This window comes from Streptomyces sp. SPB162 (genome assembly GCF_029504575.1).
Taxonomy (GTDB): Bacteria; Actinomycetota; Actinomycetes; order Streptomycetales; family Streptomycetaceae; genus Actinacidiphila.
This window is the reverse complement of the sequence record NZ_JAQFII010000001.1, coordinates 6,356,818-6,380,667: the sequence shown is the minus strand read 5'-3', so window position 1 is coordinate 6,380,667 and position 23,850 is coordinate 6,356,818. Positions and strand designations below refer to the sequence as shown.

The window sequence follows — 23,850 nt, the reverse complement described above, 5'->3', positions numbered from 1 at the left end:
AAGCCTAGGGGGACTTGGTTACCGAAGGGTAGATACGTGCGCACATCCGGTCTACGATCTGGCCCCTGATGTCAATCTGACGGAGGATCAGTGACCGCCAAGCCGCTTCAAGCCGCCGCCGCACTGGCCGGTGCCATCGCCCTCACCCTCGTCGCCACCACCGCGTCGGCCGCGTCCCCCGGGGGCTGGACCGAGTCCGGCACCTCGTACACGGGCTCCCTGACCGGCGGTGAGGGGGTGGCCGGCCGCGCCGACGGCTCGCTGCTCTACCGGGGTCTCGGCTCCATACCGATCGCCCTGCGCGTCAAGGGCTGGAACCACGTCGGCGACCCGGACATCGCCCAGGGCCACGTCTTCGACGCCTACCAGGGCGGCGACGGCGCCACGTCGAAGATGTACGCCGTCACCACTCCCGGCGGACAGCGCTACGAGTACGTCCACCCGCTCGACCCCGGCGAGGCGCTCAACAACTCCTTCGCCGCCGTCTCCCCCGACGCGCAGTGGCTGGTCTCCGGCGAATGGGGCACCCGCGACCGCCTCCAGGTCTTCCCCGCCCCCCTGCTCAACCCCTCGACCCCGCGCACCGGGGGCACACTCCCGCAGGCCGGGCAGATCACCCTGGACCGCGCGGTCGACAACATCCAGGGCTGCGACTTCGTCTCCGCCACCCGCCTGGTATGCGTCTCCGACGACGACGCGAAGGACCTGCTGCAGGTCGACCTACCGCACGCGCTGGACGGCACCGCGGTCACCGGCCAGGTGACGACGCTGCTCCAACTGCCGAAGCGCAGCATCTGCTCGGGCACCTTCGAGTCCGAGGGCATCGACTTCGACCCGGGCTCCGGCACGCTGCGCGCGGAAGTCGTCCAGCCGGGCATCTGCATGGTCTCCACCACGGTGTACTCCTACTCCCCCACCCCGTAGGCGCCGCCCAGCGCCCCGGCCACCGTCAACACGGACGCCGAGTGCCTCGCCCACAACGACCTGCTGGGGGACGGCGCCGCACCGCAGGGAGTACACGGTTTCCTCGCCGCGTCGTGACTCCCCGTAGGCTGCCCGTGTGCTGAACTACGACGGAGAAGCCGAACGGTACGACGCGACCCGCGGCGGCGTCCCCCGGGCGGAGGCCGCGGCCCGCGCCGTACTCCACCTCGTGCCGGACACGGCCCGCACCCTGCTCGATGTCGGGTGCGGGACGGGTCTGGTGACCGAGCGGCTCGCCCGGCCGGGGCTGCGGGTCCTCGGCGTGGACGCGTCCGCCGGCATGGCGTCGGTGGCCGCCGGCCGGGTCGGTTCCGGCGTGGTACTCGGCGACAGCAGGCGGCTGCCGTTCGCCGGCGGGTGCGTGGACGCGGTCTGCGCCGTCTGGCTGCTGCACCTGCTGCCGGACGCGGCGGAGGTGATCGCCGAGTGTGCGCGGGTGCTGCGGCCGGGCGGGGTGTTCGTCACCACGGTCGACAAGGACGCGGCGCACGCGGTGGGCAGCGACATCGACGCCCTGCTCACCCCGCACCTCATCCCGGACGCCTACGACGAGGCCGCGGCCGTCGTCGGCTGGGCGGCGGGCCACGGACTGCGCCCCCGTGCGGAGACCTCTTTCACCGGCCACGGTCAGGGCCGGTCCCCGGCACTGACGGTCGAGAAGATCCGTGCCGGGTACTTCGCCTCCGCCCTGGAGTTCAGCCCGCGCCAGGCGCAGGGCGTCATCGACGGCCTGGTCGCCCTGCCGGACCAGCACACCCCGCGCCCCGACCCGGTCTACCGGCTGCTCACGCTGGGCAAGGACGCCTGACGACCCCTTGGATCCCGGCCTTCCGGACGGGCGGGATCCGCAGGATGCTGCCGGCGGCTACTTCTTCAGTTCGTGCAGGGTCGCGACGACCCACTCCTCCGTCGCGTCCTTGGTGATACCCAGGCCCACCAGGGCCTGCGCGGCGGGGTCCTCGTCGTCGCTGAGGACGCCGAGCAGGATGTGCTCGGTGCCGATGTAGTTGTGCCCGAGCCGCAGCGCCTCGCGCAGGACGAGGTGCAGCGCCTTCTTGCCCGCCGCGGTGATGGGCAGGTGGCCCTGCGCCGGCTCGCTCTCTTGGCCGGGGGTGCCGACGGCGGCGCGGACGGCCTCCGGTGACGCGCCCAACTCGGCCATGGCCCGGCAGGCCAGCCCGTTCGGCTCGTGGAGCAGCCCGAGGACGAGGTGTTCGGTGCCCAGGCTCGCGTGCCGTGCGTCGCGCGCCTCCTCCTGCGCGCTCTTGACCGCGTTGCGGGCCCGGTCGGTGAAGCGCTCGAAGAGCGCGTCGAGCGGCAGGTCCAGGTCGTCGGGGGTCTTCGGTACGAAGCGCTTCTGGACGGCCTGCTTGCTGACGCCCATGTTCTGGCCGATGTCGGTCCAGGAGGCGCCGGCCCTGCGGGCCTGGTCCACGAAGTGGCCGATGAGGTGGTCGGCGACTTCGCCGACGTGCTGCGCGAGGGTCACCGCGTCGGAGAGGTTCTGCAGCGGGTCGCCGTCGGGGTGCCGTTCCTTGACGTGGGAGATCAGGTCGTCGAGTCGTACTGGGTGTCCCGTCATGCGTCAACTCTAGGTTGACGACAGAGGATCGTCAACCCTAGGTTGACGATCCGCGGCGCGGCCCGGGTCCCCCGTTCCGGGGATGCGGATCATCTTGTGGCCGGACGTGGCGGCAACGTCCGTCCGCGAGCGTGGACGGTATGGAAACCACCCTGCGCGACCCTCGGGCCCCGTTCACCGCTGAGCGGGCGCGGACGTCGCGGACCACGCCCGCTCGCCGCGCACTGCGGGCCGTGGCCGTCACCGCCTGCGTCCCCTATCTCTCGCTCAAGATCGCCTGGCTCTGCGGCAGCACCGTCGGCATTCCGGCCGGCAGTTCGCTGCGCGGCAGCCTGGAGGACCGCGCCTTCTACGCCGTCAACGTCCTGACCGTCGTGATGGACCTCGCCGTGGTCGCGCTCGCCCTCGCACTGACCCGCCCATGGGGCCGGCGCCTGCCGGCCTGGCTGCTGGTCCTGCCCGGCTGGATCGCGACGGGGCTGATCACGCCGATCATCGTCGGCTTCCCGCTCCAGACCGTCGCCTCCCTGCTCACCGGCGGCCGGAGCGCGCCTCCGGGCGATCCGTGGCTGGCCGAGTGGGTGTTCGGCGTCGTCTACACCGGGTTCGGCATCCAGGGCCTGGCCCTGGGCGCCCTGTTCGTGCTCTACGCCAAGGACCGCTGGGGCGAGTTGCCGCTCGGCAGGACCGCGGACCTCGCCACGAGCCCCACCCGGCCCGTCCTGCGGATCGCCGCCGTGGCGTCGGCGTTCGCCGCGCTGCCGCCCGCCGTCCTGCACACCGTCTGGGCCTGCGGCGGAACCGTCGGCCTCACCGCCTCGCGCGCCGCGGAACACAGCACCGCCACCGCCATCGTCGAGGCCGACAGCGCCGCGTTCGCGGTGCTGGCAGCGGTCGGGATCCTGCTGGCCGCCTTCCGTCAGGGCAGCACGCGGCTGTCGGTCCCGCTGGCGCTCGGTTGGACGGGCGGCGCGGCCTCGGCCGCCTGGGGCGGCTGGATGCTGCTGGCCGGGATCGTCGCGCCGAACGACACCGGCGATCCGGTGACGAGCCCGCTGATGGACCTGACCTACGCTGTGCAGATGCTCCTCGGGATGCTCGTTCTCGTCGCCGGCGCCCAGCTGTTCGCCGAACGCGCCGCGGCGCACCGCGCGACGACCGCCCGCCGGCGTGGCTGATCGGACCCAGGGCCCGGCGGCCGGGGCGGCGGACAGGCCGGCGCGCGACGCGCTCTACGGGTCCGGCGCAGCGCTGTTCGGGCGACCGGCCCGGCTCCGGTGGGTCCATCTGATTCTCGGCGGCGCGTTGTTGATGCCGTTCTACCTCCTGATGAACACCACGCTGAACGTCGCCGCGCATGCCGACGAGGGCAGCGGCGTCTGGGTTGCCCAGCAGTTCGGCGCCTTCGTCCTCGCCCTGCCGATCGCGGCCGCCGCCGCCGCGGCCTTCCCCCTCGTGCGCGATCTGGAGGGGGCGGCGGCGCGGGCGCTGGGCGCCGGCCCGGCGGGCGGGCCCCTGCCCTCGACGGACCGGACGTGGGCGGCCCGGGCTCGGACGTCCTGCTGGTTCGTCCTGCACGTGGGTCTCGGCGGCATCGTCAGCGGGATGACCCTGGCCGTCCCGCCGGCCGCCGTGGTGCTGGTGGCGCTGCCGTTCTCGGCGCGGCTGCGCGCGACCGAACTCCCCTGGGTCCGCCCGCTCACCCTCGGACACGACGGACTGGCCCCGCTCGCCGCCGCGCTCCTGCTGGCCCTGCTCGCGCTCACCGCCAAGGGCGCGGCAGCGCTTCTGGCGCGCTGTTCCACCGAGTTGCTCGGGCCGACGCCCATCGACCGGCTCGCCGCCGCCGAGCAGCGCACCGTGCGGCTGGCGCTGCGCAACCGGCTGGCCCGCGAGCTGCACGACTCGGTGGGGCACGCGCTCAGCGCGGTGACGCTGCAGGCCGGCGCCGCGCGCAGGGTACTGGACCGCGATCCGGAGTTCGCCCGGCAGGCGCTGGCCGCCATCGAGGAGACGACGCGGCGCGCGGTCGCCGAACTCGACGACGTACTCGGCCTGTTGCGCGAGGACGGCGACGGCTCGACCGCTCCCCTCGGCCCCGCCCTCGACGGCCTCGACGCCCTGCTCGACCGGACGCGGGCGGCGGGCGTCCCGCTGGACGCGTCCGTCGCGGGCGACCTGGGCGAAGTGCCCCCGATGGTCTCCCGCGAGGCCTACCGGATCGTGCAGGAAGGCCTCAGCAACGCGCTGCGGCACGCGGGTCAGGCCCCGGTCCTGCTGCGGATCGACGTCATGGCGGACGAGTTGGAGATCGAGATGGTGAACCCGGTGGTGGCGGCTCCCGCGCGCAGAACGGGCGGCGGACGCGGCCTGATCGGCGTCGAGGAGCGCACGACCGCGCTGCGCGGCCGGTTCGAGGCGGGAACCGACGGCTCACGGTGGCGGCTGCACGTCGCCCTGCCCCTGGGATCGGGGAACAGGTGAGCCTGCGGATCGTGCTCGCCGACGACGAGCGGATGGTGCGCACGGCGCTGCGCGCGATCCTGGAGAACGAACCGGACCTGGAGGTCGTCGGCGAGGCCGCCACCGGCGCCGAGGCCATCCCGCTGGTGCGCGAACTGCGGCCGGACGTCGTCCTGATGGACGTCCGCATGCCGGAGATCGACGGCATCCGTGCCACCGAGCGGTTGGTGCGCACGATGGCGGAGCCCCCGCACATCGTCGTCGTGACGACCTTCGAGAACGACGCCTACGTCTACGAGGCCCTGCGTGCCGGAGCCTCCGGCTTCCTGCTGAAGCGGGCGGGAGCGGACCAACTCGTCGAAGCCGTAAGGCTGGTGGCCCGCGGCGATTCCCTGCTCTTCCCGGCGGCCGTGCGCACGCTCGCCACCCGCTACGCCCCCGTCGACCCCTCGCGGGCGCTGCGCGCCCGCCTCACCGAGCGCGAGGCCGAGGTGCTGCACCTGATGGCGACCGGCCTGTCCAACGCGGAGATCGCCGAGCGGCTCGGCCTCGGCCCCGAAACCGTCAAGACCCACGTCGCCCGGATCCTCGCCAAACTCGGCGCCCGTGACCGCACCCAGGCCGTCATCGCGGCCTACGAATGCGGCTTCGTGGTGCCCGGCTGAGGACGTAGGCTTCGGTCCGATAACAACCCGGTCTCGATTCGGGGAACCAATGCCCGTCGATCTGCGTCATATTCAGCATGAATGATCTTCCTGTGCGCATACGCCCGGCCGAGATGGACGACCTGGACGCGGTCGTGAGCATCCACACGGCGGCCTGCGCCGCCGCGCACCAGGAGGGCGGCGCACCCGGGGACGAGATCGACGCACCGGGCGGGCTGCTCGCGCGGTTCAACGGCTGGGCGCGGGCGATCCAACTGCCCGGGAAGACGACGCTGATCGCCGAGGCCGACGGCGAGGTGGTGGGCGTGCTCTCCATGGAGTCGGACGTCCCGGGCACCGCGCTGGAGCTGTCGCAGATCCATGTGCGGCCGGGCCAGTGGCGGCGCGGTATCGGTGGCCGGCTGCACGCGGCCTATGTCCAGTCCCTGCGCGAGACGGGCGTGCTCACCGGGCTGGCGGGGGTGTGGGAGCACAACGACCGGGCGCGCGCCTTCTACGCCGGGCTCGGATGGCGGCCGGTCGGAACGGTGGAGACGAGCGGAGACGGCCTGCGCCGACTGCGGCTGCGCCTCGAAGTCTGATCGAGAATTCGAGACCGTTCGTTCTTGACCGTTCGTTCTTGATACGGATAGCGTCTTCTCTGTGGCCAGGACCAGGGAATTCGACCCCGATGCCGCGCTGCAGTCAGCCCTGGAGCTGTTCTGGCGGCGCGGCTACGAGGCGACGTCGATGGCCGATCTCGTCGAGCACCTCGGCATCGCTCGCGCCGGCATCTACGGGACGTTCGGCAGCAAGCACGGACTGTACGTCAAAGCGCTGGAGCGGTACGGCGAGCTGTGCGACCCGGCCCTGATGGAGGAGCTGTCCCAGCCGGGACCCGCGCTCCCCTCCGTCCGCGCCGTGGTGACGCGCTTCGCGGAGGAGTCCGCCTGCGACGACCTGCGGCGCGGCTGCTTCATCACCAACACCGCGGTCGAGCTGGCGCCGCACGACCAGGTCGCCGCACGGCGCGTCGAGGCCAGTTGGGACTGGCTGGAGACGGCGCTCACCTCGGCACTCACCCGCGCCCGGGCCCAAGGAACGCTGCCCGCAGGGCGCGATCCGCGGGCGTTGGCACGGCTGCTGCTGGTCCTCATGCAGGGCATGCGGGTGGTCGGCAAGGCCGGTCAGGACCCGGCCCGCGTCAGGGACGCGGCGGCGCAGGCCCTCTCACTCCTCGACTGACCGTCCGCACCGGGGGCGGGCTGTTGCCTGCGCCTATTCAAGAACGATCGATCCAGTATTACTCCGTCCACCATCCGGGAGTTTCCGTCATGACCGCACGCTTCACCGGCAGGACCGTCCTCGTCACCGGCGCCGGATCCGGGATCGGCCGGGGCATCGCCCTCGCCTTCGCCCGGGAGGGGGCCAAAGTCGCCGTCGCCGGGCGCACGGCGGAACCACTGAAGGAGACGGTCGCGCTCATCGAGGCCGCGGGCGGCGAAGCCGTCGCCGCCACCGCCGACATCACGCGCTCCCAGGACGTCCAGCGCCTGGTCCAGGACACGGTGGCGCGCTTCGGCGGGCTCGACGTCGCCGTCAACAACGTAGGCATCCTGACGGCCCCGGCTCCGGTCGCCGACATATCCGAGGACGCCTGGCGGTCGAGCCTCGACACCAACCTCACCGGAACCTGGCTCTCGATGAAGTACGAGATCGCCCATATGCGTGCGCACGGCGGCGGCGCGATCGTCAACGTCTCCTCCAACCTCGGTGCGCACGGCCGCGTCCGGAATCTGGGCGCGTACGTGGCCGCCAAGGCCGCCGTCAGCGCGCTGACCCGCAACGCCGCCCTCGACCACATCGCCGACGGCGTCCGCATCAACGCGGTCAGCCCCGGCCCGGTCGACACCCCCATGTCCACCCGCCCCGGCGAGAGCCCCGCCGACAAGGCGGCCCGTATGCGGCGCGAGGTCCCGGCGGGCCGGGCCGGGTCCCTCGACGAGATCGCCGCCGCGGTGCTCTACCTCACCTCCGCCGAGGCCGCGTTCACCGTGGGAGCCGACCTCGTGCTGGACGGCGGCCTCACCGCCTGACCGAGGCGCGGCTTCCCGCTCCGGCGGAACCTCTCCGGCGGACGACCCGCGGCCGGCCGGCGAGAGCACGTGATGGGCAGGGGCGGCAGGGATCGAACCTGCGACCTTCGGTTTTGGAGACCGGTGCTCTGGCCAGCTGAGCTACGCCCCTTGGTGTTGGGGCAACTCTCCAGGTTCCGGCAGCTCCCGTGCAAACGGGTTTTCCCGCGGGAACCGGTCGGGGCTCTCGGAGAGCCAGGCGCTCAGCACCCCGTGCAGGCTTTCGGCGCCCGTCAGGGGGCCTTCCGGCTCGGTCAGCGTGCAGGGGAAGAGGAGGAACGGCCGGCTCTGGTCGCCGCCGAGGCCGCCGTGGGAGCCGGCCTGCTGCTCGAAGGCGTGCACGGCCCCGGTGGCCGGGTCGTAGGAGGAGTTGACCATCAGGTCGGCGACGTGCGGGAATCCGTCGGTGCGGCGGACCGTCTCGGCGGCGCCCTTGCCGAAGGGGGCGAGGGGGTCGGCGACGCGGATGCGGCCGGTGTCCAGCTCGTGTTCCGCGCCGCCCGCGCCCAGCGCGAGCGGGCCCCGGGTGGCGCTGCGGACCAGGACGAAGCCGATGCCCGGGTGGTCCACCAGGGTGCTCAGGAGCGTGGGGTGGCGCTCGTCGATCTCCTCCCGGGTGACGCGGCCCGGGAGGTCGGGGAAGGTGACGAGGCCGAGGTTGCCCGAGGCCAGGACGACGGGGTCGGAGGGCGGGCCCGCGCACTCCTTCTCCTCCTCCGGGTGCCGGCCGCGTTCGTCCCGGTGCAGGGCGGTGCGGGCCGCGGTCCTGGCCTCCGCGCCGCTCACACTGCGTTCCGCGCGGCGCGGGACGGGGAGGTCGCAGCCCGCGCGGACGAGTTCCTTCAGCGTCAGCCCGTACGCGTCGGCGAAGGTCTCGCCATAGCTCTGACCGTGGTCGGAGAGCAGCACGATCCGGTACGGGCGGGGCGCGTAGCGGGCGGCGTCGGCGATGAGCCGGATCGAACCGTCCAGGCGGTTCAGCACTTTGAACGCGTCGCGGCTGCGCGGACCGGAGTGGTGCGCGACCTCGTCGTACGCGACGAGGTCCGCGTAGACCGCGGTGCGGCCGGCGAGCATGTCGCCGACCACCGCGGCGACCGCGACATCGCGTTCGACGACCGTCGCGAAGGCGCGCAGCAGCGGGTACAGGCCGCCGCGCTTGATCCGGGGCCGGTCCCGGCGAAGTCGTGAGGCCGTCGACTCGGCGATCTCGCGGCCGACCTCGGCGACGAAGGACCAGGCCGTGCGCACGGCGTTGGCGGGGTCGGAGAAGTACGCGAAGTAGCCGGACCGGGAACGGCGGAACGTGCCGCGCCGCACAGCCGCCGACATCACCAGCGCCATCTGGTCCGCGCCGCCGCTGAAGAGGTTGCCGCGGCTCGCGCCGTCCTCGGCCAGCAGGCCGCGCGAGCCGGTGTGCTCCATGGCCCGGCGCTCCAGTTCCGCCGCGCTGGACGGCCGGTTGCAGACCATCAGCTGCCCGGTGTCCTTCTCGAACCAGCGGAAGGCGGGCACGTCGTGGTTGGAACCGTGCAGGATGCCGAGCTGGCTGGCGCCGGTCTGGCTGCTCCAGTCGGTGCGCCACGGCAGCATCCGGTGGCTGCTGTCCAGCCACTCCGCGACGGTCTCCATCGCCGGCGGCCGGGTCCGTCCGCCGCGCCGCGAGGGGCGGACGGCCTCGCGCAGGACGTCGTGGCCGACGCCGTCGAGTTGCAGGAAGAGCGTGCCGGGGGTCTTCGGCCCCGTTTCGCCCGGCTCGGGCCGTCTGCGGCCCGCGAGCCGCGCGAGCCGCCGTCCGTACGCCTCGTCGTCGCGGACCGCGAGCGCGGTGCTGGTCGCCGAGGACGTCGCCGACATCACGGCGGCGATCACGACGGCCGTGGCGGGTGTGACCTCGCCGTGCGGGGTGAAACGCAGGGCGAGCAGCAGCAGCGACCCGTTGAGGAAGAAGACCAGCATGCCCAGGACCAGCGCCGGGACCATCAGCAGGGCGCGCACCAGCACGGGCCATACCAGGGCACTGAGCAGACCGAAGGCGCCCGCGCCGATCCCGGCGGTGACGGCCAGCTGCGGGGGGTCGTCGCCGGCGGGCGACTGGATGCTGAAATCGGGCAGGATGCCCGCCAGGGCCGCCAGCGTCGCCGCCGACACCGCCCAGACGGCCACCACGCGCGCGACCGCCCGCCCCATGGCCCGCCACCGCCACCGCCGCAGCACGCCCGGCTCACCTCATGTCCTGTTCGCGGTCCGGTCACCGGTGCCGCCGGACCCGGGTACCTCCTGCATCCCCTCCACCCTGCCACAACGTCCCGCGGCCCCCGTCCGGGCCACCCCCCGCACCGGTTCCGTGATCGGCATAGGGTCGGGGGCGGCAGACGGGGACGGACGACGGTAAGAGCGCCAGTGCGGTGGAGGGACGGTTCGGTGGCGGTGGAGATCACGTGGTGGGGGCATGCCACGGCGACCGTGCGGGACTCGGGCGTCCGCGTGCTGACCGACCCGCTGTTCGTGCGGCGGCTCGCGCATCTGCGGCGGCGGCACGGGGCCGTGCCACCGCCGGAGGCGGCGGTGGCGGACGTCGCCGTCGTCTCCCATCTGCACGCCGACCATCTGCACCCCGCCTCGCTGGCCCGGCTCGCGCCCGGCACGCGGGTGCTGGTGCCACGCGGCGCTCCCCGGGCCGTGCCGGCGCTGCGACGGCTGCGCGGACTCGATCTGGTCGAGGTGGTGGCGGGCGACGAGGTACGGGTCGGCCCGCTGACCATCCGCGCGGTTCCCGCGGCACACGACGGGCGGCGGCTGCCGTACGGGCCGCACCGCGTCGCGGCGCTCGGGTACGTGGTGGACGGCGCCGCCCGGACGTACTTCGCCGGGGACACCGGGTTGTTCGACGAGATGGCCGCCGAGGTCGGGCCCTGCGACGCGGCGCTGTTGCCGGTCGGCGGCTGGGGCCCGTTCCTCGGCCCCGGCCACCTGGACGCCGCACGGGCAGCGCAGGCCCTGGCGCGGCTCGCGCCCGCGGCGGCGGTGCCGATCCACTACGGCACGTACTGGCCGGTGGGCATGGACGCGGTGCGGCCGCACGAGTTCCACACCCCGGGGACCGAGTTCGTGCGGCAGGCCGCACTGCTCGCACCGGACGTGGCCGTGCACCGGCTGGAGCACGGCGAAAGCGTGCGGCTGGCGGCGGCACGGTGATCCACTACCTCGCGGAGACCGCGTCGTCCTCCAACGCGCAGAGCACCCAGCAGGCGGTCGGCTACCCGACGCTCTTCCTGCTGGTGGTGCTCGGCTCGCTGGTGCCGGTGATCCCGACCGGGGCGCTGGTCAGCGGCGCGGCCGTGGTCGCCTTCCACCAGACCTCGCCGTTCGCGCTCGCGCTGGTCTTCGCGGTGGCGGCACTGGCCGCGTTCCTCGGCGACGTGGGGCTCTACTGGCTCGGACTGCGCGGCGTCCACTCCAAGAACGGCTCGCGCCTGCTGCACCGCCTGCAGAACCGCGCCGACCCCGAGCACCTGGCCACGGCGCAGCGGCAGCTCGACGAGCACGGTGTGGCGGTCCTGGTGCTGTCCCGGCTGATCCCCGCGGGACGGATACCGGTGATGCTGGCCTGTCTGCTGGGCGAACTGCCGCTGCGCCGTTTCGTCCGCGGCGACATCGCGGCCTGCCTGGCGTGGGCCGCCGCGTACCAGCTGATCGGGATCGTCGGCGGCTCGCTCTTCCCCGAGCCCTGGCAGGGCGTCGCGCTCGCCGTGGGCATCGCCTTCCTCGTCGCGGTGGTGCCGCAGGTGTGGCGCCGGGCGCACCGGAAGGCCGGCCCGGCCGACGGGTGAGCGGCTAGGCCGTGTCGGTCTGATCGGTCATCGAGTCTCCCATCCGTGGGCGGCGTGGGGCGGCGGCGCCCGCCGCGGCGGGCGCGGTGGGACGCGCCCCCGTGGCCCGACCGTGGGTCAGCCGGCCGTCAGTTCGGTGAAGGCCGCCTGGAGCTCCGCCAACGCCTGGGCCACATGGGGCACTTCCCGCGGATCCCCCGCGTCCAGCGCCGCGCGCCGCTCCTCGTCGGTGCCGCCGTGCAGCGGGCCGGTGTCGATCCGGACCCGGAGCGCCGCGGGGTCGTCGCCGAACCGGTGGCCGCCGAGGACGCGCCTGCCGAGCCGCTGGGTGAGATGGCGTTCGAGGGCGGGCGCGTCGGGAAGGTCGTGGGTGTCGTGGGAGGTCAGCTCGGCGTAGAGCTGGAAGCCCGCCTGGGGTGGGCGGCACAGCGCGCCGGCGGCGGTGACGGCGTGGCACGCGGCGGCTCCGACGGCCGCGCGCAGGCGGTTCGCGGCGGCGGTGTGGGCACGTACGTCGTCCGGTTCCGTCAGGACGTACGCCGCCGCCGCGGCCACCGGTGCCGGCAGGACGGCCCGCAACTCGGCGCAGTGGCGCGCCACCCGCTCCCGCAGTGCGGTGCCCTCGTCCGAGTCCGGGAACCGGGCGAGTGCGACCGGGCAGCACGGGGGCGCGACCGAGCCGCCGAGATCGTTGAGGACGATCGTCCGCTCGGGAAGCATCTCGGCCGGGCTGAGCAGGACCGTGCCGGGGTCGTGCCGGGTGTCGCTGTACGTCTCGTCGGACACGACGATCAGCCCCGCCTCGGCGGCCGCCTCGCAGCTCTCGCGCAGCAGTTCGGGCGACGTGACGGTGCCGGTCGGATCGTCCGCCGGCGAGAGCAGGAGGACCCGCGGGTCCGCGCCCTCCTCCCGCGCCCGGCGGACGGTCTCCAGCAGCGCGAACGGGTCCGGCGCGCCGCCGCCCTCCGGCGGCGCGGGCACGGTGGACACCGCGCGGCCGAGCAGCCGGGCGACGGGCGCCTGCCAGGCGGCGGAGGGCCGGGCCAGCACCAGGCCGCCGCCGGTGGCCGCGAGGAGCGCGAGCAGCAACTGCTCGGCTCCGGGCGCGGCCACGACGCGCTCCGGGTCGGTCCACAGGCCGCGGCGCTCCCAGTACCCGGCGGCCGCCTGCCGCACGGCCGGGCCGCCGCCGGCCGGTTCCGGATCAATCCCCGCCAGGTGCGCGGTCCAGTACGCGGGGACGGGCAGCCCCGGATCGGGCCTGAGGTCGTACGGGGTCGTCCCCTGCATCCGTGCCTCCGGTGGGTCGTTGGCCTGCGGCCACCTTCCCAGCCGGCGCACGCGGCGCCGGAGTGCCATGCCCTCCCGCCCCGCCGCCCACCCGTTTGCCGGGGCCGGGCCCCGATCCGCCCGTGCCGGGCACGGCCCCGTTCACGCACGGCCCAGCGCGGTGGTATCGAAATCGGTTGCCCGGGTAGCCGCTAGCGCATGAAGCCTCGTGCCAGGGCCCGCTCGTTGAAGATGTGGGACCACAAGTTGTTCCACCAGGTCGCCAGCCGCCGCTGGCCGGGCGCTGAACCCGTTCTGCCGCGACTGAGCCGCAGCGCCAACCACGGACTGCTGTGGTTCGGGGTGGCCGCCGGGATCGCCGCGGTCGGCGGGAGGGACGGCCGCAGGGCCGCGTTGCGCGGTGTGGGATCGCTGGCGCTCGCCTCGGCGACGGTGAACACCGTGGGCAAACGGGCGGTGCGCCGGGCACGTCCGATACTGCGCGCCGTTCCGGTGATACGCCGTCTGCGGCACCAGCCCTTCACCACCTCCTTCCCGTCCGGGCACGCGGCCTCGGCCGCCGCCTTCGCGACCGGGGTCCTCATGGAGTCCGGCCGCTGGGGCACGGTGGTGGCACCGATCGCCGCCTCGGTGGCGTTCTCCCGGGTCTACACGGGGGTGCACTACCCGAGCGACGTGGTGGCCGGCGTGGCGTTCGGCATGGGGGCCGCCTTCGTGGTGCGGGCCCTCATCCCCACCTCCGACGGTTCGCCCGCCGACGTGGGCCCGGCCGTGAACGCCCCTTCGCTGCCGGAGGGGCGCGGGCTGTTCGTCGTGGTCAACGAGCTGTCGGGGCCGCCCGCGCTGCTCAACCCGCCCGCCGAACGGATCCGCACCGCCCTGCCGTTGGCCGGGGTGGCGGAGCGCACGGAGGACGACGACCTGGCCGAGCTGCTGGAGAAGGCCGCGCAGCAGGCCATCGAGCACAACGGGGCGCTCGGGGTGTGCGGCGGCGACGGGACGGTCACCCTGGCCGCTTCGATCGCCATGCGGCACAGCCTTCCGCTGGTGGTCTTCCCCGGCGGAACGCGCAACCACTTCGCCCTGGACCTCGGCATCAGCACGGTCGAGGACGCCGCCGTCGCCGTCATGGCGGGAACCGCGGCGGCCGTCGACATCGCGACGTACACCTCGTACGACACGCCGGGCGGCGCGGAGGCGGTCCCCTTCGTGAACACCTTCAGCATCGGCTCGTACCCGGAGCTGGTGCGCGTCCGCGAGCGCTGGTCGCGGCGGGTGGGCAGCTGGCCGGCGAGCGTCCTGGCGGCGGTGCACGTGCTGCGCACGTCCGAGCCGGTCGACGTCGAGATCAACGGGCGCCGCCGCTCGGTCTGGCTGATCTTCGCCGGGAACTGCGAGTACTCGAGCGTGGGGCTGGCGCCGGTGCGCCGCCGCGACCTGAACGACGGGATCCTGGACGTACGCATCGTGGACGGCGGTCCGTTCGCCCGCACACGGCTGATCGGGGCCGCCGTGACCGGCTTCCTCACCCGCTCCCCGGTGTACTCCGCCGCCAAACTGCGCCGGCTGCGGATCCGCGGTCTGGGCGCGGGAAGCCATCTCGCCTACGACGGCGAGGTGGTCCCCGCACCCTCGGAGCTGCTGCTCGGCAAAATTCCCAGTGCCCTGGTGGTCTACCGGCCGTGAGCGCCGGCGGGGCCGGTTTTCCAGCGCGTCAGGAAGCCGGCCCCGGATCCGCGGCGGGCCCCGAGCCCGACAGGGCGGCCAGCGCCCGCACCCCGGGCCCCGCGATGCTCAGCGCGTCCGGCGAGCCGGTGTCGATGGCGAGGGTGAGTTCGTCGGACGGCCAGCTGCCGGTGAGGGCGGAAAGTGGCACCAGCCGGTAGCGCTGCGTACCCGGCAGTGCCTGGGCCATCCGCTCCTCGGAGGTGAACACCGGCACCAGCTTGACCCCGTCCTCCTGCTCGTACACCGGCAGCTGGATGCCGTGCGGCTCCGCGGGGTCCTGCGCGTCGTGTTCCTCGGGTCCGGGCGGGACGGGAAGCAGCACGTCACTGAGGGCGAGGGTACTCAGCGCGATCACATTCTCACCCCCCTTGGCGATGTCGTGGAGCGCTTGCTGCGCCGGGGGCAGGGCGCCATTGGAATGGATGTCGGTCATGGCTACGAGTCCTTTCGGCGGCTGAAAGTCCCGCGTACCCCGCCCGGCGGCGGAACATGCAATCCGGCATCCAAAACCGGTTGGCCGGACCCGGCTGGCTGCGGTTACGGTGCGCACATGGTTGCCGCATCTCCCGCCCCCACCGTCCTGACCGGCCGTTTCGTCCGGCTCGAACCGCTCGGCCCGGAACATGTGCCGGATCTGTTCGCCGCCGGAGGCGGTGACGAGGAGGTGTGGCGCTGGCTGCCCGTCGAGCCACCGCGCACGGAGGAGGAGCTGCGTGACCTCGCGGTCACCGTCTGCGCGGAGGGCCGGGAGGCGGGTGGCGTCGCCTTCGCCGTGATCGAGCTCGGCAGCGGCCGGGCGATCGGCTGGACCACGTTCCACGATGTGAGCACCGTCGACGAGCGGCTCGAGATCGGCTGGACCTGGTACGGCCGCGCGCACTGGCGCAGCCCGGTCAACACCGAGACGAAGCTGCTCCTGATGACCTACGCCTACGAGGAGCTGGGCATGGGCCGCATCATGTGGAAGACGGACCTGCTCAACACCCGCTCCCAGGAGGCGATCCTGCGGCTGGGTGCGCAGCGCGAAGGCGTCTGGCGCCGCCACCGGCTGCGGTCGGACGGCGTCACCTGGCGCGACAGCGTCTTCTTCTCGCTCCTCGCGGACGAGTGGCCGGACGCGAAGCGCCGGCTCCGCGCCCGGCTGGACGGTTGACGAGCGTGCCGGGCGCGGAGCCGGGACGGACCCTTACTCGTACTCGGTGCCGCCCTTGCGCGTCAGATAGGCGTCACTGACGACCTTGGCGATGGCCCGGCCGCCGAGCACCGGGCTGTAGAGGTCGGCGGTGGTCCGCACGACGACGCCTTCACGCACGTGCAGTCCGCGTCCCGACACGGTCTCCGCGCCCTGGGCCAGCTCCAGCGCCGTGTCCAGGTCGAAGGAACCGCTGAACAGGACCGGGACCAGCGGCAGTTCACCCTCCAGCAGGTCGTGCGGGTCGAGCCAGCGCACCTGGCCGTCGATCTCGGCCGACACGTCGAAGGCCGCGTAGGCGGGCACGTCGTGCCGGCCGTCCTCCCCGTATCCGAGGTCCTGCACACCGGCACCGTAGACCTCGCCGAAGACGCCGATCCGCGACGCGCCGAGCTTCTCCGCCAGCCGGGCGGCGACCGCGGGCAGGCCATGGCCGCGCACGGCGCGCCAGTACAGGTTGCCGTCCGATTCCCGCAGGGCCAGCCGCTGTGACCCGAGGCCCTTGGACGTGACCTGGATTCCGCCGGTGTCCGCGAAGTAGCTGAGGCAGCAGGCGGTGCCGTGCAGCTTCTCCGTGATCACCACCGGGTCGCCGGGCGCGAAGATGTCGGGGTAGCGCTTGAGGTTCTCGATGTCGGTCCACGGCAGGAGATCGGGCGCGGCCTCCACGTCACCGCTCATCGACACCGGGATCGGCGGCACCCACTTCACGATGCCGAGGCGCTCCGCGAAGTCCTCCTCATCCGCCGCGGCACGCTCCAGGTCCGTGCCCGCGAGTGACGTCGGCCGGCACACGATGCCCTGGGAGAGCTCACCGCGCAGCCGTACCGCCCGCACCCGGTTCGCGGCCGACCCGGCGAGCCGCCCGGTCAGCCCCAGCTCCGTGATGAGCTCCTCCGGCAGGACGGCCTGCTCGGGTATGTAGAGCGCGAACTCACCCGTCCGGTAGGCGCCCTTCGCCACGACCGCCCGGTAGAGCCCCACCTGGGCCAGCTCCAGCGCGTCCGCGTTCGGGTGCTCGTGGATCGTCAACCGCTCGGCGCTCACACGCAGCGTGGACATGCGGCAGCCCTCCCCCGTCGTACGTCGAGAAACCCGCGAACGCGGGCTCCTGGCGACCACTGTCGCCGCCAGGGCGCCGCTGGGCCAGTGATTTCCGGCGGCGCCGGCGGGAGGGTCGACGTGTGTGCCAGTCTCGGAGCGTGCGATACATCATCATCGGCGCCGGCGCGATCGGCGGGACCATCGGCGGCAGGCTCTTCGACAGCGGGCGCGAGGTCGTGCTCGTCGCGCGCGGTGCGCATTACGAGGCGCTGCGGGCCGGCGGGTTGCGGCTGACGCTGCCGGCCGGGTCGCTCAAGCTGCCCGTGCCCGTCGTCGACGGGCCGGAGGCCCTCGAACTGCGTGCGGACGACGTCCTCGTCGTCGCCGTGAAGACGCAGGACAGCGTCGCGGCGCTGGACGCGTGGGCGGGGCGGCCGGTCGCGGGCGGAGGTACGGCAGGTGAGCGGCTGCCGGTGGTGTGCGCGCAGAACGGGGTCGCGGGCGAGCGGCTCGCGCTGCGGCGGTTCCGCCGGGTGTACGGCATGTGTGTCTGGCTGCCGGCCAGCTACCTGGAACCCGGGTCGATCGAGGCGCCGTGCACGCCGCTGACCGGCATCCTGCACATCGGGCGCTTCCCGTCGGGGAGTGATGCGTTGGCGGAGCGGATCGCCGCGGACCTCGAGGAGTCGGGCTTCGACGCGCCCACCCCGGTCGATGTGATGCGCTGGAAGTACGGCAAGCTGCTCAAGAACCTCGGCAACGCGCTGGAGGCCACCTGCGGTCCGCTCGACGGGGACGATGCCCGCGACGTGCTGCGCCGCGCTGTCGCGGAGGGCGAGGCGGTCCTGGACGCGGCCGGTGTCGACCGGGCGGGCGAAGCCGAGCAGACGGTCGCCCGGGGCGACCGCGTCCAACTGCGGCCCCTCAACGGGGTGACCCGCGGCGGCGGTTCCTCGTGGCAGAGCCTCACGCGGGGCACCGGCTCGATCGAGGCCGACTACCTCAACGGGGAGATCGTGCTGCTCGGCCGGACGCACGGCATCGACACCCCGGTGAACGCCGTGCTCCAGCAGACCGCCAACGCCTGCGCCCGCGAGGGCCGCCGCCCGGGTGAGTTCACGATCCCCGAACTGACGGCCCTCATCGACTCCTACGCGCGGATGTGACTCACGTTCCGTTCGGCGGTTCCTCCGCCGGACGCATCCGGTAGTCGTACGCCTCCGGCAGCGGGTGCTCGGCGCGGGCCCGCCGTCGGACGTCGGCGGTCACCGGGCCGTCGCCGGCGATCAGCCGCTCCGCGATGGCGTACCACGTGTCGCTGAGCGACTCCTCGGCCTCACGGAGGTCGTCGACGACGAACCCGGCGTCGAAGATCGCCCGCGCGGCCGGCGCGTCGCCCCGCGCGAGCAGCACCTGCGCCCGCAGCAGCCGGAACCGGCCGCGTCCGGCGTGGCCCGGCACGTGTTCGTCCAGGACGAAGGCGGCGTCGTCGGCGCGGCCCACCGCGAGGAGCGCGGTGATCGCCTCCCGGGCGAGCCCGGCCGAGGCCGACCACCAGGCGTCGTCGTCGAGCACCTCGTAGTGCGCGATGTCGGAGGCGACCAGGAAGCGGTCGGCGGCCCGTTCGAGGTGGCCCTCCTCCTGGTCGGCCACGGCCAGACAGCGCAGCACGGGCCAGGTCTCGTGCTGCCCGGCGGAGCGCTCCCAGCTCCTGATGGCCTGGGCGCGGTCGCCCGCGTGCCACTGGGCGACGCCGAGGAAGTAGTCCCGGTACCACTCGTTCCCGGTGTACGTGTCCGCGGCTTCCAGGAGCTCCCGCCACTCCGGTGCCACGAGCGCGGGGCCGGGCGGGGCATCCTCCACCGGCCTCGGGAACATGCCCGCGACCAGCAGCTCCAGCCAGGGCTTCTGCTGCCCGCCCAGGGTCGCGGGATCGAACGGCGTGCCCGGCAGTTCGAAGCGGGCGCGCTCGACCTCGAGCGCTCCCCAGCCCGAGCCGGTGGCGATGACGTCCTTCGGCTCGGTGTCCGCGTGCGGTAGCCAGGCGGCGTAGGCCGCGTCGACGTCCGCGCGCGGCAGGACGCTCTCCAGCCGGGTCTCGACCGCGGCGCGGGCGGCGCCCCAGTCGTCGCCGTGGACGGCGGCCGGGTCGGCGTCGAGCGGACCGTAGGCCTCCAGCCAGGAGAACTCCGCGCCCGCCTCCATCGGGACGTGCTCCAGCTGGGTACGGGCCAGGCCCGCCTGGATCTCCAGGTAGCCGCCGGTGCCCGGTTCCGTGAGCCACTGTTGCCAACGGCGGCCGCCACGCCCGTTGCCCCAGAGGAAGAGCTTGCGGCCGCGCAGCCGGTCGGTCGAGGTCTGGACGAGCCCCTGCCCGCTCCCGTCGAGGGCGGTGACCCAGCGGCGGTCGCCGTCCCCTAGTTCGTAGAAGTAGTCGGCCGCGTGTTCCGACCGGGTCGGGTACGTGACGTCCGTGCCGTCCCACTCGGGCACCGGTACGCGGCGCAGCGAGCGGGCGTAGCCGAAGTGCCACGCCTCGTCGGCGGGGGCGAGCACGCGGGTGCCGTCGGTCTCCGGGACGGCGATGTTGGACCACCAGTAGACCGGCACCGTGCGGTGGTGTGGGTTGCGGATCCTGACGCCCACGTAGAGGAAGTCGGAGTGCTCCGGCAGCCACATGTCGATCTGGAAGGGCAGGTCGCGCAACCGCTCCCACTCCCACAGCCGCAGCATCTCGCCGCCGTCGGGGGCGGGCAGACGGGCGGCGTGCAAGGGCGCGCAGGTGAGGGTGGTGTGCCCGGTCGCTCCGAGGTTCCACTCCACGCCGCCGGAGAACCACGCGCCGGCCAGCCCGAAGTCGGCCGGCTGGACGACGGGGTTGCGGTAGAGCAGCTCACGGCCGGTGGCCTTGTGCACCAGCGAGTGCAGCCGCCCACCGAGACCGGGCAGGACGGTGGCGCGTACCCGGTCGTTCTCGATGACGACGGCCTCGAAGTCGGCGGGGGCGCGTTCGCGGCCGTACCCGTCGCGGAGCTGTACCGGCAGGACGGAGTGCAGCGGCGCGTAACCGACCTGGCGTGCCATGTCGGCCGGGAGCCCGGCGCGTTCGCGCGGGTCGAGCCGGTGCACCTCGTCGAGGGCGCGCAGCGCGGGCAGCGGGTTCTCGGGGCCGATGGGGGCAGCCGGGATGGTCACAGCGATACGTCGCACGGTCGTAGCCAAGGCCACCTCATCCAGTCACGCGGGGGCCGCCGGGGAACAGGTGGCCGTCTGATGACCATGGAACAGGGTTACGGCCGCGCTGAACAGGCCCTGCCTGGGTCAGGGTTGGGCAAAGCCCCCGCAAATCGGTCAGGAGGTCGACTGTCGGGGACGGTCCTGAGCGGGCTGGGCCGCGGCTCGCCGACGGCGCGGGAAGGTCGCGAATCGTCCGGAAGTCGCGGCGTTCCATGACAGGCCCTGTGCGGTGATCGACACGTAGGGTGTTCGCATGACGGAAGCGAACCCCGACACCGAGCCCGCGCACGACCCCGAGGTGCTGCAGTTGGCCGGACAGGTCTTCGACCTCGCCCGCGAAGGCGGCACGGCGACCCTCGCCGCGTACGTGGACGCCGGCGTCCCCGCCAATCTCACCAACGACCGGGGCGACACCCTGATCATGCTCGCCGCCTACCACGGGCATGCCGACGCCGTCGCCGCCCTGTTGCAGCGCGGCGCCGACCCCAACCGGATCAACGACCGCGGCCAGACCCCGCTGGCCGGAGCGGTCTTCAAGGGTGCGGACGCGGTCATCCGCGCTCTCGTAGAAGGTGGCGCCGATCCGGCGGCCGGTACGCCCAGCGCCATCGACACGGCCCGGATGTTCGGCAAGGACGAGCTGCTGACGCTCTTCGGCGCGCAGTGACGAAGGGGCGGCCGTCATGGAAGTGACGGCCGCCGCGTCGGTCAGCTGATGGCTTCGGTGCGGGTGATGAGTTGGGCGGCGCCCTGGGCGGTCAACGACCCGTGCAGGCGCAGCCGGGAGATGCCGCCGTCGGGGAAGATGTCGATCCGCACCCGGGTGGCGGGGACCGGGTTGACCAGGAAACGATGGACCGTGTCCGGCTGCAGCTTCGTGCGCGGCAGCAACTGCGTCCACTCATCCGAACCCTCGTCCTGCACGAACAACGCCGCCCAACCCGCAGCGTTCCCCTTCAAATACGCGGTGTCGATCTCCACCGCCCGGATCACACCCTGCGCCACCAGCCGGTACCGCACCCAGTCATTGCCCTTGTCACGGCGCCGACGCGTCTCCCACCCGTCATCCATCTTCCGCGACCGACCCGGCACAATCGTGTTCACCGGCGAGGAGTAGAACCGGTCCGACGCGTCCTCCACCGTCCCACCGTTCTCCAACGCCACCAAGTCGAACGTGCCCAACTCTGCCAACCACCCCGGATCCGGCGCCACCTCCCCAAACACCCGCAGCCGCGCCACACCCCCATCCGGGTGCTGATTCAACCGCAGATGCGTGAAACGCCTGTCGACGTCCACCGCGAACCCGTTCTCCGCATGACCACCCACCGCCGTCCGCGGCACCAGCGTCGTCCACTCCACGCCATCCGCCAGCAGATCCTCCGGCGCCGCCGACAGCGCGTGCGCCGTCGCCTCCACCGACACCGACTGCGGATAGTTGCCCCGAAAGTGCGCGGTGTCCACCACGACCCCCCGGACCACCCCCGGCACACCCAACCGGATCAGGGCCCAGTCGTGATCGGAGTCCACCGGATGCGGCGCATCGGTCCCCGCACCCCGGCGGCGACGCGTCTCCCACCCGTCCATGATCTTGCCCTTGTGCCCGAAGTGCTCCGGATCGAAATGCGCCGGCTCCGGAAGCAGCAGATTCTCCCGCTCCGCGAAGAACTCGTCATTCGCCGCGATCACCCCCGCACCCAACCGCCGATCCGCCAGATCCACCAGACCCGTGAACGACAACTCCGCACGACGGTAATCCGCATACGGATCACCCCCACCGAACGGCCGCGCATCACCGGTGAACGAGGTGGAGGAAGGTGCTGGGGAGTGGGTCTCAGATGTCTTCATGTCTCTACTCTGAGCCGTGTGACCGTTCACGTCCATCGAAAGTTTATGAACCATACCTTCAGTTCAACTGAACGTTCTTCCCCGCAGCCGCCGGTCACCCGGACGCCTCCGCGACCTGACGCAGCACCCCGATCACCCGTCTCAGCAGCGGCCCCTCCTCGGACCCGCTCCGGACCACACCCACTACGTGGCGGCGCGGCCGGTCGGCGTCCAGCGGGCGGATCGTGACGTGCTGCCGCTCCCCCACCGTCGCCATCCGGGGCACCAGCGCGACACCGAGGTCCGCGGCGACCATGGCGAGGATCGCCGACCAGTCGGTCGCCGCGTGCGCCTGCTCCGGGACGAAGCCCGCGTCGGCGCAGGCCGCGAGTGTGATCTCCCGCCAGGGGCCGCCGCTGCCGAAGATCCACGGTTCCTGGGCGAGGTCCGCCAGCCGCAGGCCGGGTCGCGCCGCCCAGGAGTGGCCGACCGGCAGTGCCACGTCGAGCGGATCGGCGAGCAGCGCGATCCGGTGGAAGCGCGGGTCGCGCGCCGAGGGCGCGTGTACCGCCAGCGTCACGGCGAGGTCTACGTCGCCGCCCGCCAGCTGCTCGTAGACCTCGGCCGCTTCGGCCTGGCGGATCGACAGGGTGACGCGCGGGAAGTCCTGGCGCAGCCGCCGGGACGCGGGGACGACCAGCCGGGTGATGGCGGTGGCGATGGCGCCGACCCGGACCTCGCCCGCCTCGCCCCGCGTGTAGCCCTCCAGCTCGGCGCCCGCTCGCTCCAGCTGCGCGAAGACGACGTCGGCGTGGCGCAGCAGGACGTGGGCGGCCCCGGTCAGCCGGACGCCCCGGCCCTGTGCCTCGATCACCGGGGTGCCGGCCTGCTTGGAGAGCGTGGACAGCTGCTGCGAGACGGCCGAGGGTGTCATCCGCAGCGCGGCGGCGGTCGCGGTGACCGTTCCCGCCTCCTGCAGCGCCCGGAGGACCTGCAGCTTCCTCAAATCCCAGTCCTTCATGAAGGCAGCCTAAACAAAGGCCGCCCCGTGTCAGAGGCTCAGTCCAGGGTGACCCCACCGGAAAGGCGCCTGCCGTACGCACCCCGAGCGACCGGCGCCGCACCCGCGCCGGCCCCGCCGGCCGCCGTCAGGGCCCACCACGCGGTGTCAGGACACGCCGTGAACAACAGGCCGCCACACCATCGGCCCGGCAGCCGCCCCCAGCGAGACCCCATCCGGCTCCAAGCCGTGGCCCGTAATGCCGGCGTGCGATATGGGGAGCGCCATCTCGCGGCGGGCGCCCGCCACGTGCGGCACGCGGTGCTCCATCGTGGTGACCGTGTCGGCCGAAGGATCCACCGAATGGACGAACGGATCGGTCAGGAACCGGCGCACCACATTGCGCGCGGGACCGGAGCCGGAGGAGCGGCACAAAAGAAGGCCTTCCTCGAACGGCACATGTCCGGGAAGACTCCGCAATATGAATAGCGGGCGAATAATCGCAAAAACGAGCCGCAAGATACCGGAAAAACGAATTGGGGCCCGCACCCTCAGGTGCGGACCCCAACTACGTGGTGCGTGTCAAGCGTCAGGCGGGAACGATGTTCTCGGCCTGCGGGCCCTTCTGGCCCTGCGTGACGTCGAAGGTCACCTTCTGACCTTCCTGGAGCTCACGGAAGCCCTGGGTGGCGATGTTCGAGTAGTGGGCGAAGACGTCAGCGCCGCCACCGTCCTGCTCGATGAAGCCGAAACCCTTTTCCGCGTTGAACCACTTCACGGTGCCAGAAGCCATGTCAATCTCCTCAATAGGTGCAGAGCCGGAAATCTGCACTGCGCAGATTCCTCGTCGCCGCATTGTGCCCATCCGGAGATGACCGGTAAAAACAAGAGTGC

24 protein-coding genes and 1 tRNA gene are annotated in these 23,850 nt (G+C 73.0%); 14 read left to right on the top strand and 11 right to left on the bottom strand.

All coding sequences use genetic code 11. From position 1 onward, the window contains the following. Positions 1–90 precede the first annotated feature (90 nt). Positions 91–924 (top strand): hypothetical protein, encoded by an 834-nt coding sequence (locus M2266_RS28785; protein ID WP_277440819.1) that lies wholly within the window; start codon positions 91–93, stop codon positions 922–924. A gap of 136 nt (positions 925–1,060) precedes the next feature. After that, a complete protein-coding gene (locus M2266_RS28780; RefSeq protein ID WP_277440818.1) occupies positions 1,061–1,792 on the top strand; it encodes a class I SAM-dependent methyltransferase in 732 nt (243 codons plus the stop codon). Positions 1,793–1,849: 57 nt separating this feature from the next. On the opposite strand, the gene M2266_RS28775 is transcribed toward M2266_RS28780, so the two are convergent. After that, entirely contained in the window at positions 1,850–2,566 is a 717-nt protein-coding gene (locus M2266_RS28775) for a Clp protease N-terminal domain-containing protein (RefSeq protein ID WP_277440817.1), read from the bottom strand. 140 nt (positions 2,567–2,706) lie between these two features. Here M2266_RS28775 and M2266_RS28770 point away from each other — a divergent pair, with 140 nt between their 5' ends. The 6 genes from M2266_RS28770 to M2266_RS28745 all read left to right on the top strand — a co-directional run bounded on the left by M2266_RS28770 (position 2,707) and on the right by M2266_RS28745 (position 7,769). Beyond that, on the top strand, positions 2,707–3,744 hold the full coding sequence (locus M2266_RS28770) for a hypothetical protein (RefSeq protein ID WP_277440816.1): 1,038 nt from the start codon (positions 2,707–2,709) through the stop codon (positions 3,742–3,744). Then, a complete protein-coding gene (locus M2266_RS28765) occupies positions 3,737–5,050 on the top strand; it encodes a histidine kinase (RefSeq protein ID WP_277440815.1) in 1,314 nt (437 codons plus the stop codon). The genes M2266_RS28770 and M2266_RS28765 overlap by 8 nt, the downstream gene beginning before the upstream one ends. A gap of 32 nt (positions 5,051–5,082) precedes the next feature. Then, a complete protein-coding gene (locus tag M2266_RS28760; protein WP_277441398.1) occupies positions 5,083–5,694 on the top strand; it encodes a response regulator transcription factor in 612 nt (203 codons plus the stop codon). 77 nt (positions 5,695–5,771) lie between these two features. After that, positions 5,772–6,275, top strand: a complete 504-nt coding sequence (locus M2266_RS28755) for a GNAT family N-acetyltransferase (RefSeq protein WP_277440814.1) — start codon at positions 5,772–5,774, stop codon at positions 6,273–6,275. A 61-nt stretch (positions 6,276–6,336) separates the two neighbouring features. Further along, entirely contained in the window at positions 6,337–6,918 is a 582-nt protein-coding gene (locus M2266_RS28750; RefSeq protein ID WP_277440813.1) for a TetR/AcrR family transcriptional regulator, read from the top strand. Between the two features lie 89 nt (positions 6,919–7,007). Continuing rightward, entirely contained in the window at positions 7,008–7,769 is a 762-nt protein-coding gene (locus tag M2266_RS28745; RefSeq protein ID WP_277440812.1) for a glucose 1-dehydrogenase, read from the top strand. A gap of 77 nt (positions 7,770–7,846) precedes the next feature. Here M2266_RS28745 and M2266_RS28740 read toward each other — a convergent pair. After that, positions 7,847–7,920: transfer RNA gene (locus tag M2266_RS28740), tRNA-Trp, on the bottom strand. Continuing rightward, the gene (locus tag M2266_RS28735) at positions 7,911–9,998 is read right to left on the bottom strand and encodes a phage holin family protein (protein WP_277441397.1); all 2,088 of its coding nucleotides are present in this window, start codon (positions 9,996–9,998) and stop codon (positions 7,911–7,913) included. Before M2266_RS28735 ends, M2266_RS28740 begins: the two co-directional genes overlap by 10 nt. 234 nt (positions 9,999–10,232) lie before the next feature. Here M2266_RS28735 and M2266_RS28730 point away from each other — a divergent pair, with 234 nt between their 5' ends. Together M2266_RS28730 and M2266_RS28725 are read left to right on the top strand one after the other, a co-directional pair. Beyond that, positions 10,233–11,006, top strand: a complete 774-nt coding sequence (locus M2266_RS28730) for an MBL fold metallo-hydrolase (protein ID WP_277440811.1) — start codon at positions 10,233–10,235, stop codon at positions 11,004–11,006. Then, entirely contained in the window at positions 11,003–11,641 is a 639-nt protein-coding gene (locus M2266_RS28725) for a VTT domain-containing protein (RefSeq protein WP_277440810.1), read from the top strand. The genes M2266_RS28730 and M2266_RS28725 overlap by 4 nt, the downstream gene beginning before the upstream one ends. Positions 11,642–11,758: 117 nt before the next feature. Here M2266_RS28725 and M2266_RS28720 read toward each other — a convergent pair whose 3' ends face one another. Beyond that, the gene (locus M2266_RS28720) at positions 11,759–12,931 is read right to left on the bottom strand and encodes an aminotransferase class I/II-fold pyridoxal phosphate-dependent enzyme (RefSeq protein ID WP_277440809.1); all 1,173 of its coding nucleotides are present in this window, start codon (positions 12,929–12,931) and stop codon (positions 11,759–11,761) included. Between the two features lie 198 nt (positions 12,932–13,129). Between M2266_RS28720 and M2266_RS28715 the strand changes: the two genes are divergently transcribed. Further along, a complete protein-coding gene (locus M2266_RS28715) occupies positions 13,130–14,617 on the top strand; it encodes a bifunctional phosphatase PAP2/diacylglycerol kinase family protein (RefSeq protein ID WP_277440808.1) in 1,488 nt (495 codons plus the stop codon). A 28-nt stretch (positions 14,618–14,645) separates the two neighbouring features. Here the strand turns inward: M2266_RS28715 and M2266_RS28710 are convergent, their stop codons facing one another. Then, entirely contained in the window at positions 14,646–15,092 is a 447-nt protein-coding gene (locus M2266_RS28710; protein ID WP_277440807.1) for an SseB family protein, read from the bottom strand. Positions 15,093–15,209: 117 nt separating this feature from the next. On the opposite strand from M2266_RS28710, the gene M2266_RS28705 reads away from it, so the two are divergent. After that, entirely contained in the window at positions 15,210–15,812 is a 603-nt protein-coding gene (locus M2266_RS28705; protein ID WP_277440806.1) for a GNAT family protein, read from the top strand. Between the two features lie 33 nt (positions 15,813–15,845). Here M2266_RS28705 and M2266_RS28700 read toward each other — a convergent pair whose 3' ends face one another. Then, positions 15,846–16,913 (bottom strand): RNA ligase (ATP), encoded by a 1,068-nt coding sequence (locus tag M2266_RS28700; protein WP_277440805.1) that lies wholly within the window; start codon positions 16,911–16,913, stop codon positions 15,846–15,848. 140 nt (positions 16,914–17,053) lie between these two features. Here M2266_RS28700 and M2266_RS28695 point away from each other — a divergent pair, with 140 nt between their 5' ends. Beyond that, on the top strand, positions 17,054–18,061 hold the full coding sequence (locus M2266_RS28695) for a 2-dehydropantoate 2-reductase N-terminal domain-containing protein (RefSeq protein ID WP_277440804.1): 1,008 nt from the start codon (positions 17,054–17,056) through the stop codon (positions 18,059–18,061). Between the two features lies 1 nt (position 18,062). Here M2266_RS28695 and M2266_RS28690 read toward each other — a convergent pair whose 3' ends face one another. After that, positions 18,063–20,117: a DUF5107 domain-containing protein gene (locus tag M2266_RS28690; RefSeq protein WP_277440803.1), complete on the bottom strand. Its 2,055-nt coding sequence runs from the start codon at positions 20,115–20,117 to the stop codon at positions 18,063–18,065. Between the two features lie 268 nt (positions 20,118–20,385). On the opposite strand from M2266_RS28690, the gene M2266_RS28685 reads away from it, so the two are divergent. Next, positions 20,386–20,799 carry an ankyrin repeat domain-containing protein gene (locus M2266_RS28685; RefSeq protein WP_277440802.1) on the top strand — a complete coding sequence of 138 codons (414 nt, stop codon included), beginning with the start codon at positions 20,386–20,388 and terminating at the stop codon, positions 20,797–20,799. Positions 20,800–20,840: 41 nt separating this feature from the next. Here M2266_RS28685 and alc read toward each other — a convergent pair whose 3' ends face one another. The 4 genes from alc to M2266_RS28665 form a co-directional block, all read right to left on the bottom strand. Then, on the bottom strand, positions 20,841–21,977 hold the full coding sequence (gene alc, locus M2266_RS28680; protein ID WP_277440801.1) for an allantoicase: 1,137 nt from the start codon (positions 21,975–21,977) through the stop codon (positions 20,841–20,843). A gap of 94 nt (positions 21,978–22,071) precedes the next feature. Then, complete coding sequence (locus tag M2266_RS28675) at positions 22,072–22,977, bottom strand: LysR family transcriptional regulator (protein WP_277440800.1); 906 nt, start codon at positions 22,975–22,977, stop codon at positions 22,072–22,074. A 147-nt stretch (positions 22,978–23,124) separates the two neighbouring features. Then, positions 23,125–23,415: a hypothetical protein gene (locus M2266_RS28670; protein ID WP_277441436.1), complete on the bottom strand. Its 291-nt coding sequence runs from the start codon at positions 23,413–23,415 to the stop codon at positions 23,125–23,127. Between the two features lie 130 nt (positions 23,416–23,545). Continuing rightward, on the bottom strand, positions 23,546–23,749 hold the full coding sequence (locus tag M2266_RS28665) for a cold-shock protein (RefSeq protein ID WP_069779708.1): 204 nt from the start codon (positions 23,747–23,749) through the stop codon (positions 23,546–23,548). Positions 23,750–23,850 lie beyond the last annotated feature (101 nt).

Bases quoted from the DNA above. Each gene is read 5' to 3' on its own strand.
- M2266_RS28755 (WP_277440814.1), top strand. From the start codon at position 5,772: ATGAATGATCTTCCTGTGCGCATACGCCCGGCCGAGATGGACGACCTG.
- M2266_RS28720 (WP_277440809.1), bottom strand. From the start codon at position 12,931: ATGCAGGGGACGACCCCGTACGACCTCAGGCCCGATCCGGGGCTGCCC.
- alc (WP_277440801.1), bottom strand. From the start codon at position 21,977: ATGAAGACATCTGAGACCCACTCCCCAGCACCTTCCTCCACCTCGTTC.
- M2266_RS28770 (WP_277440816.1), top strand. From the start codon at position 2,707: ATGGAAACCACCCTGCGCGACCCTCGGGCCCCGTTCACCGCTGAGCGG.
- M2266_RS28760 (WP_277441398.1), top strand. From the start codon at position 5,083: ATGGTGCGCACGGCGCTGCGCGCGATCCTGGAGAACGAACCGGACCTG.
- M2266_RS28775 (WP_277440817.1), bottom strand. From the start codon at position 2,566: ATGACGGGACACCCAGTACGACTCGACGACCTGATCTCCCACGTCAAG.
- M2266_RS28710 (WP_277440807.1), bottom strand. From the start codon at position 15,092: ATGACCGACATCCATTCCAATGGCGCCCTGCCCCCGGCGCAGCAAGCG.
- M2266_RS28745 (WP_277440812.1), top strand. From the start codon at position 7,008: ATGACCGCACGCTTCACCGGCAGGACCGTCCTCGTCACCGGCGCCGGA.
- M2266_RS28685 (WP_277440802.1), top strand. From the start codon at position 20,386: ATGACGGAAGCGAACCCCGACACCGAGCCCGCGCACGACCCCGAGGTG.
- M2266_RS28665 (WP_069779708.1), bottom strand. From the start codon at position 23,749: ATGGCTTCTGGCACCGTGAAGTGGTTCAACGCGGAAAAGGGTTTCGGC.
- M2266_RS28705 (WP_277440806.1), top strand. From the start codon at position 15,210: ATGGTTGCCGCATCTCCCGCCCCCACCGTCCTGACCGGCCGTTTCGTC.
- M2266_RS28715 (WP_277440808.1), top strand. From the start codon at position 13,130: ATGAAGCCTCGTGCCAGGGCCCGCTCGTTGAAGATGTGGGACCACAAG.
- M2266_RS28700 (WP_277440805.1), bottom strand. From the start codon at position 16,913: ATGTCCACGCTGCGTGTGAGCGCCGAGCGGTTGACGATCCACGAGCAC.
- M2266_RS28735 (WP_277441397.1), bottom strand. From the start codon at position 9,998: ATGGGGCGGGCGGTCGCGCGCGTGGTGGCCGTCTGGGCGGTGTCGGCG.
- M2266_RS28675 (WP_277440800.1), bottom strand. From the start codon at position 22,977: ATGAAGGACTGGGATTTGAGGAAGCTGCAGGTCCTCCGGGCGCTGCAG.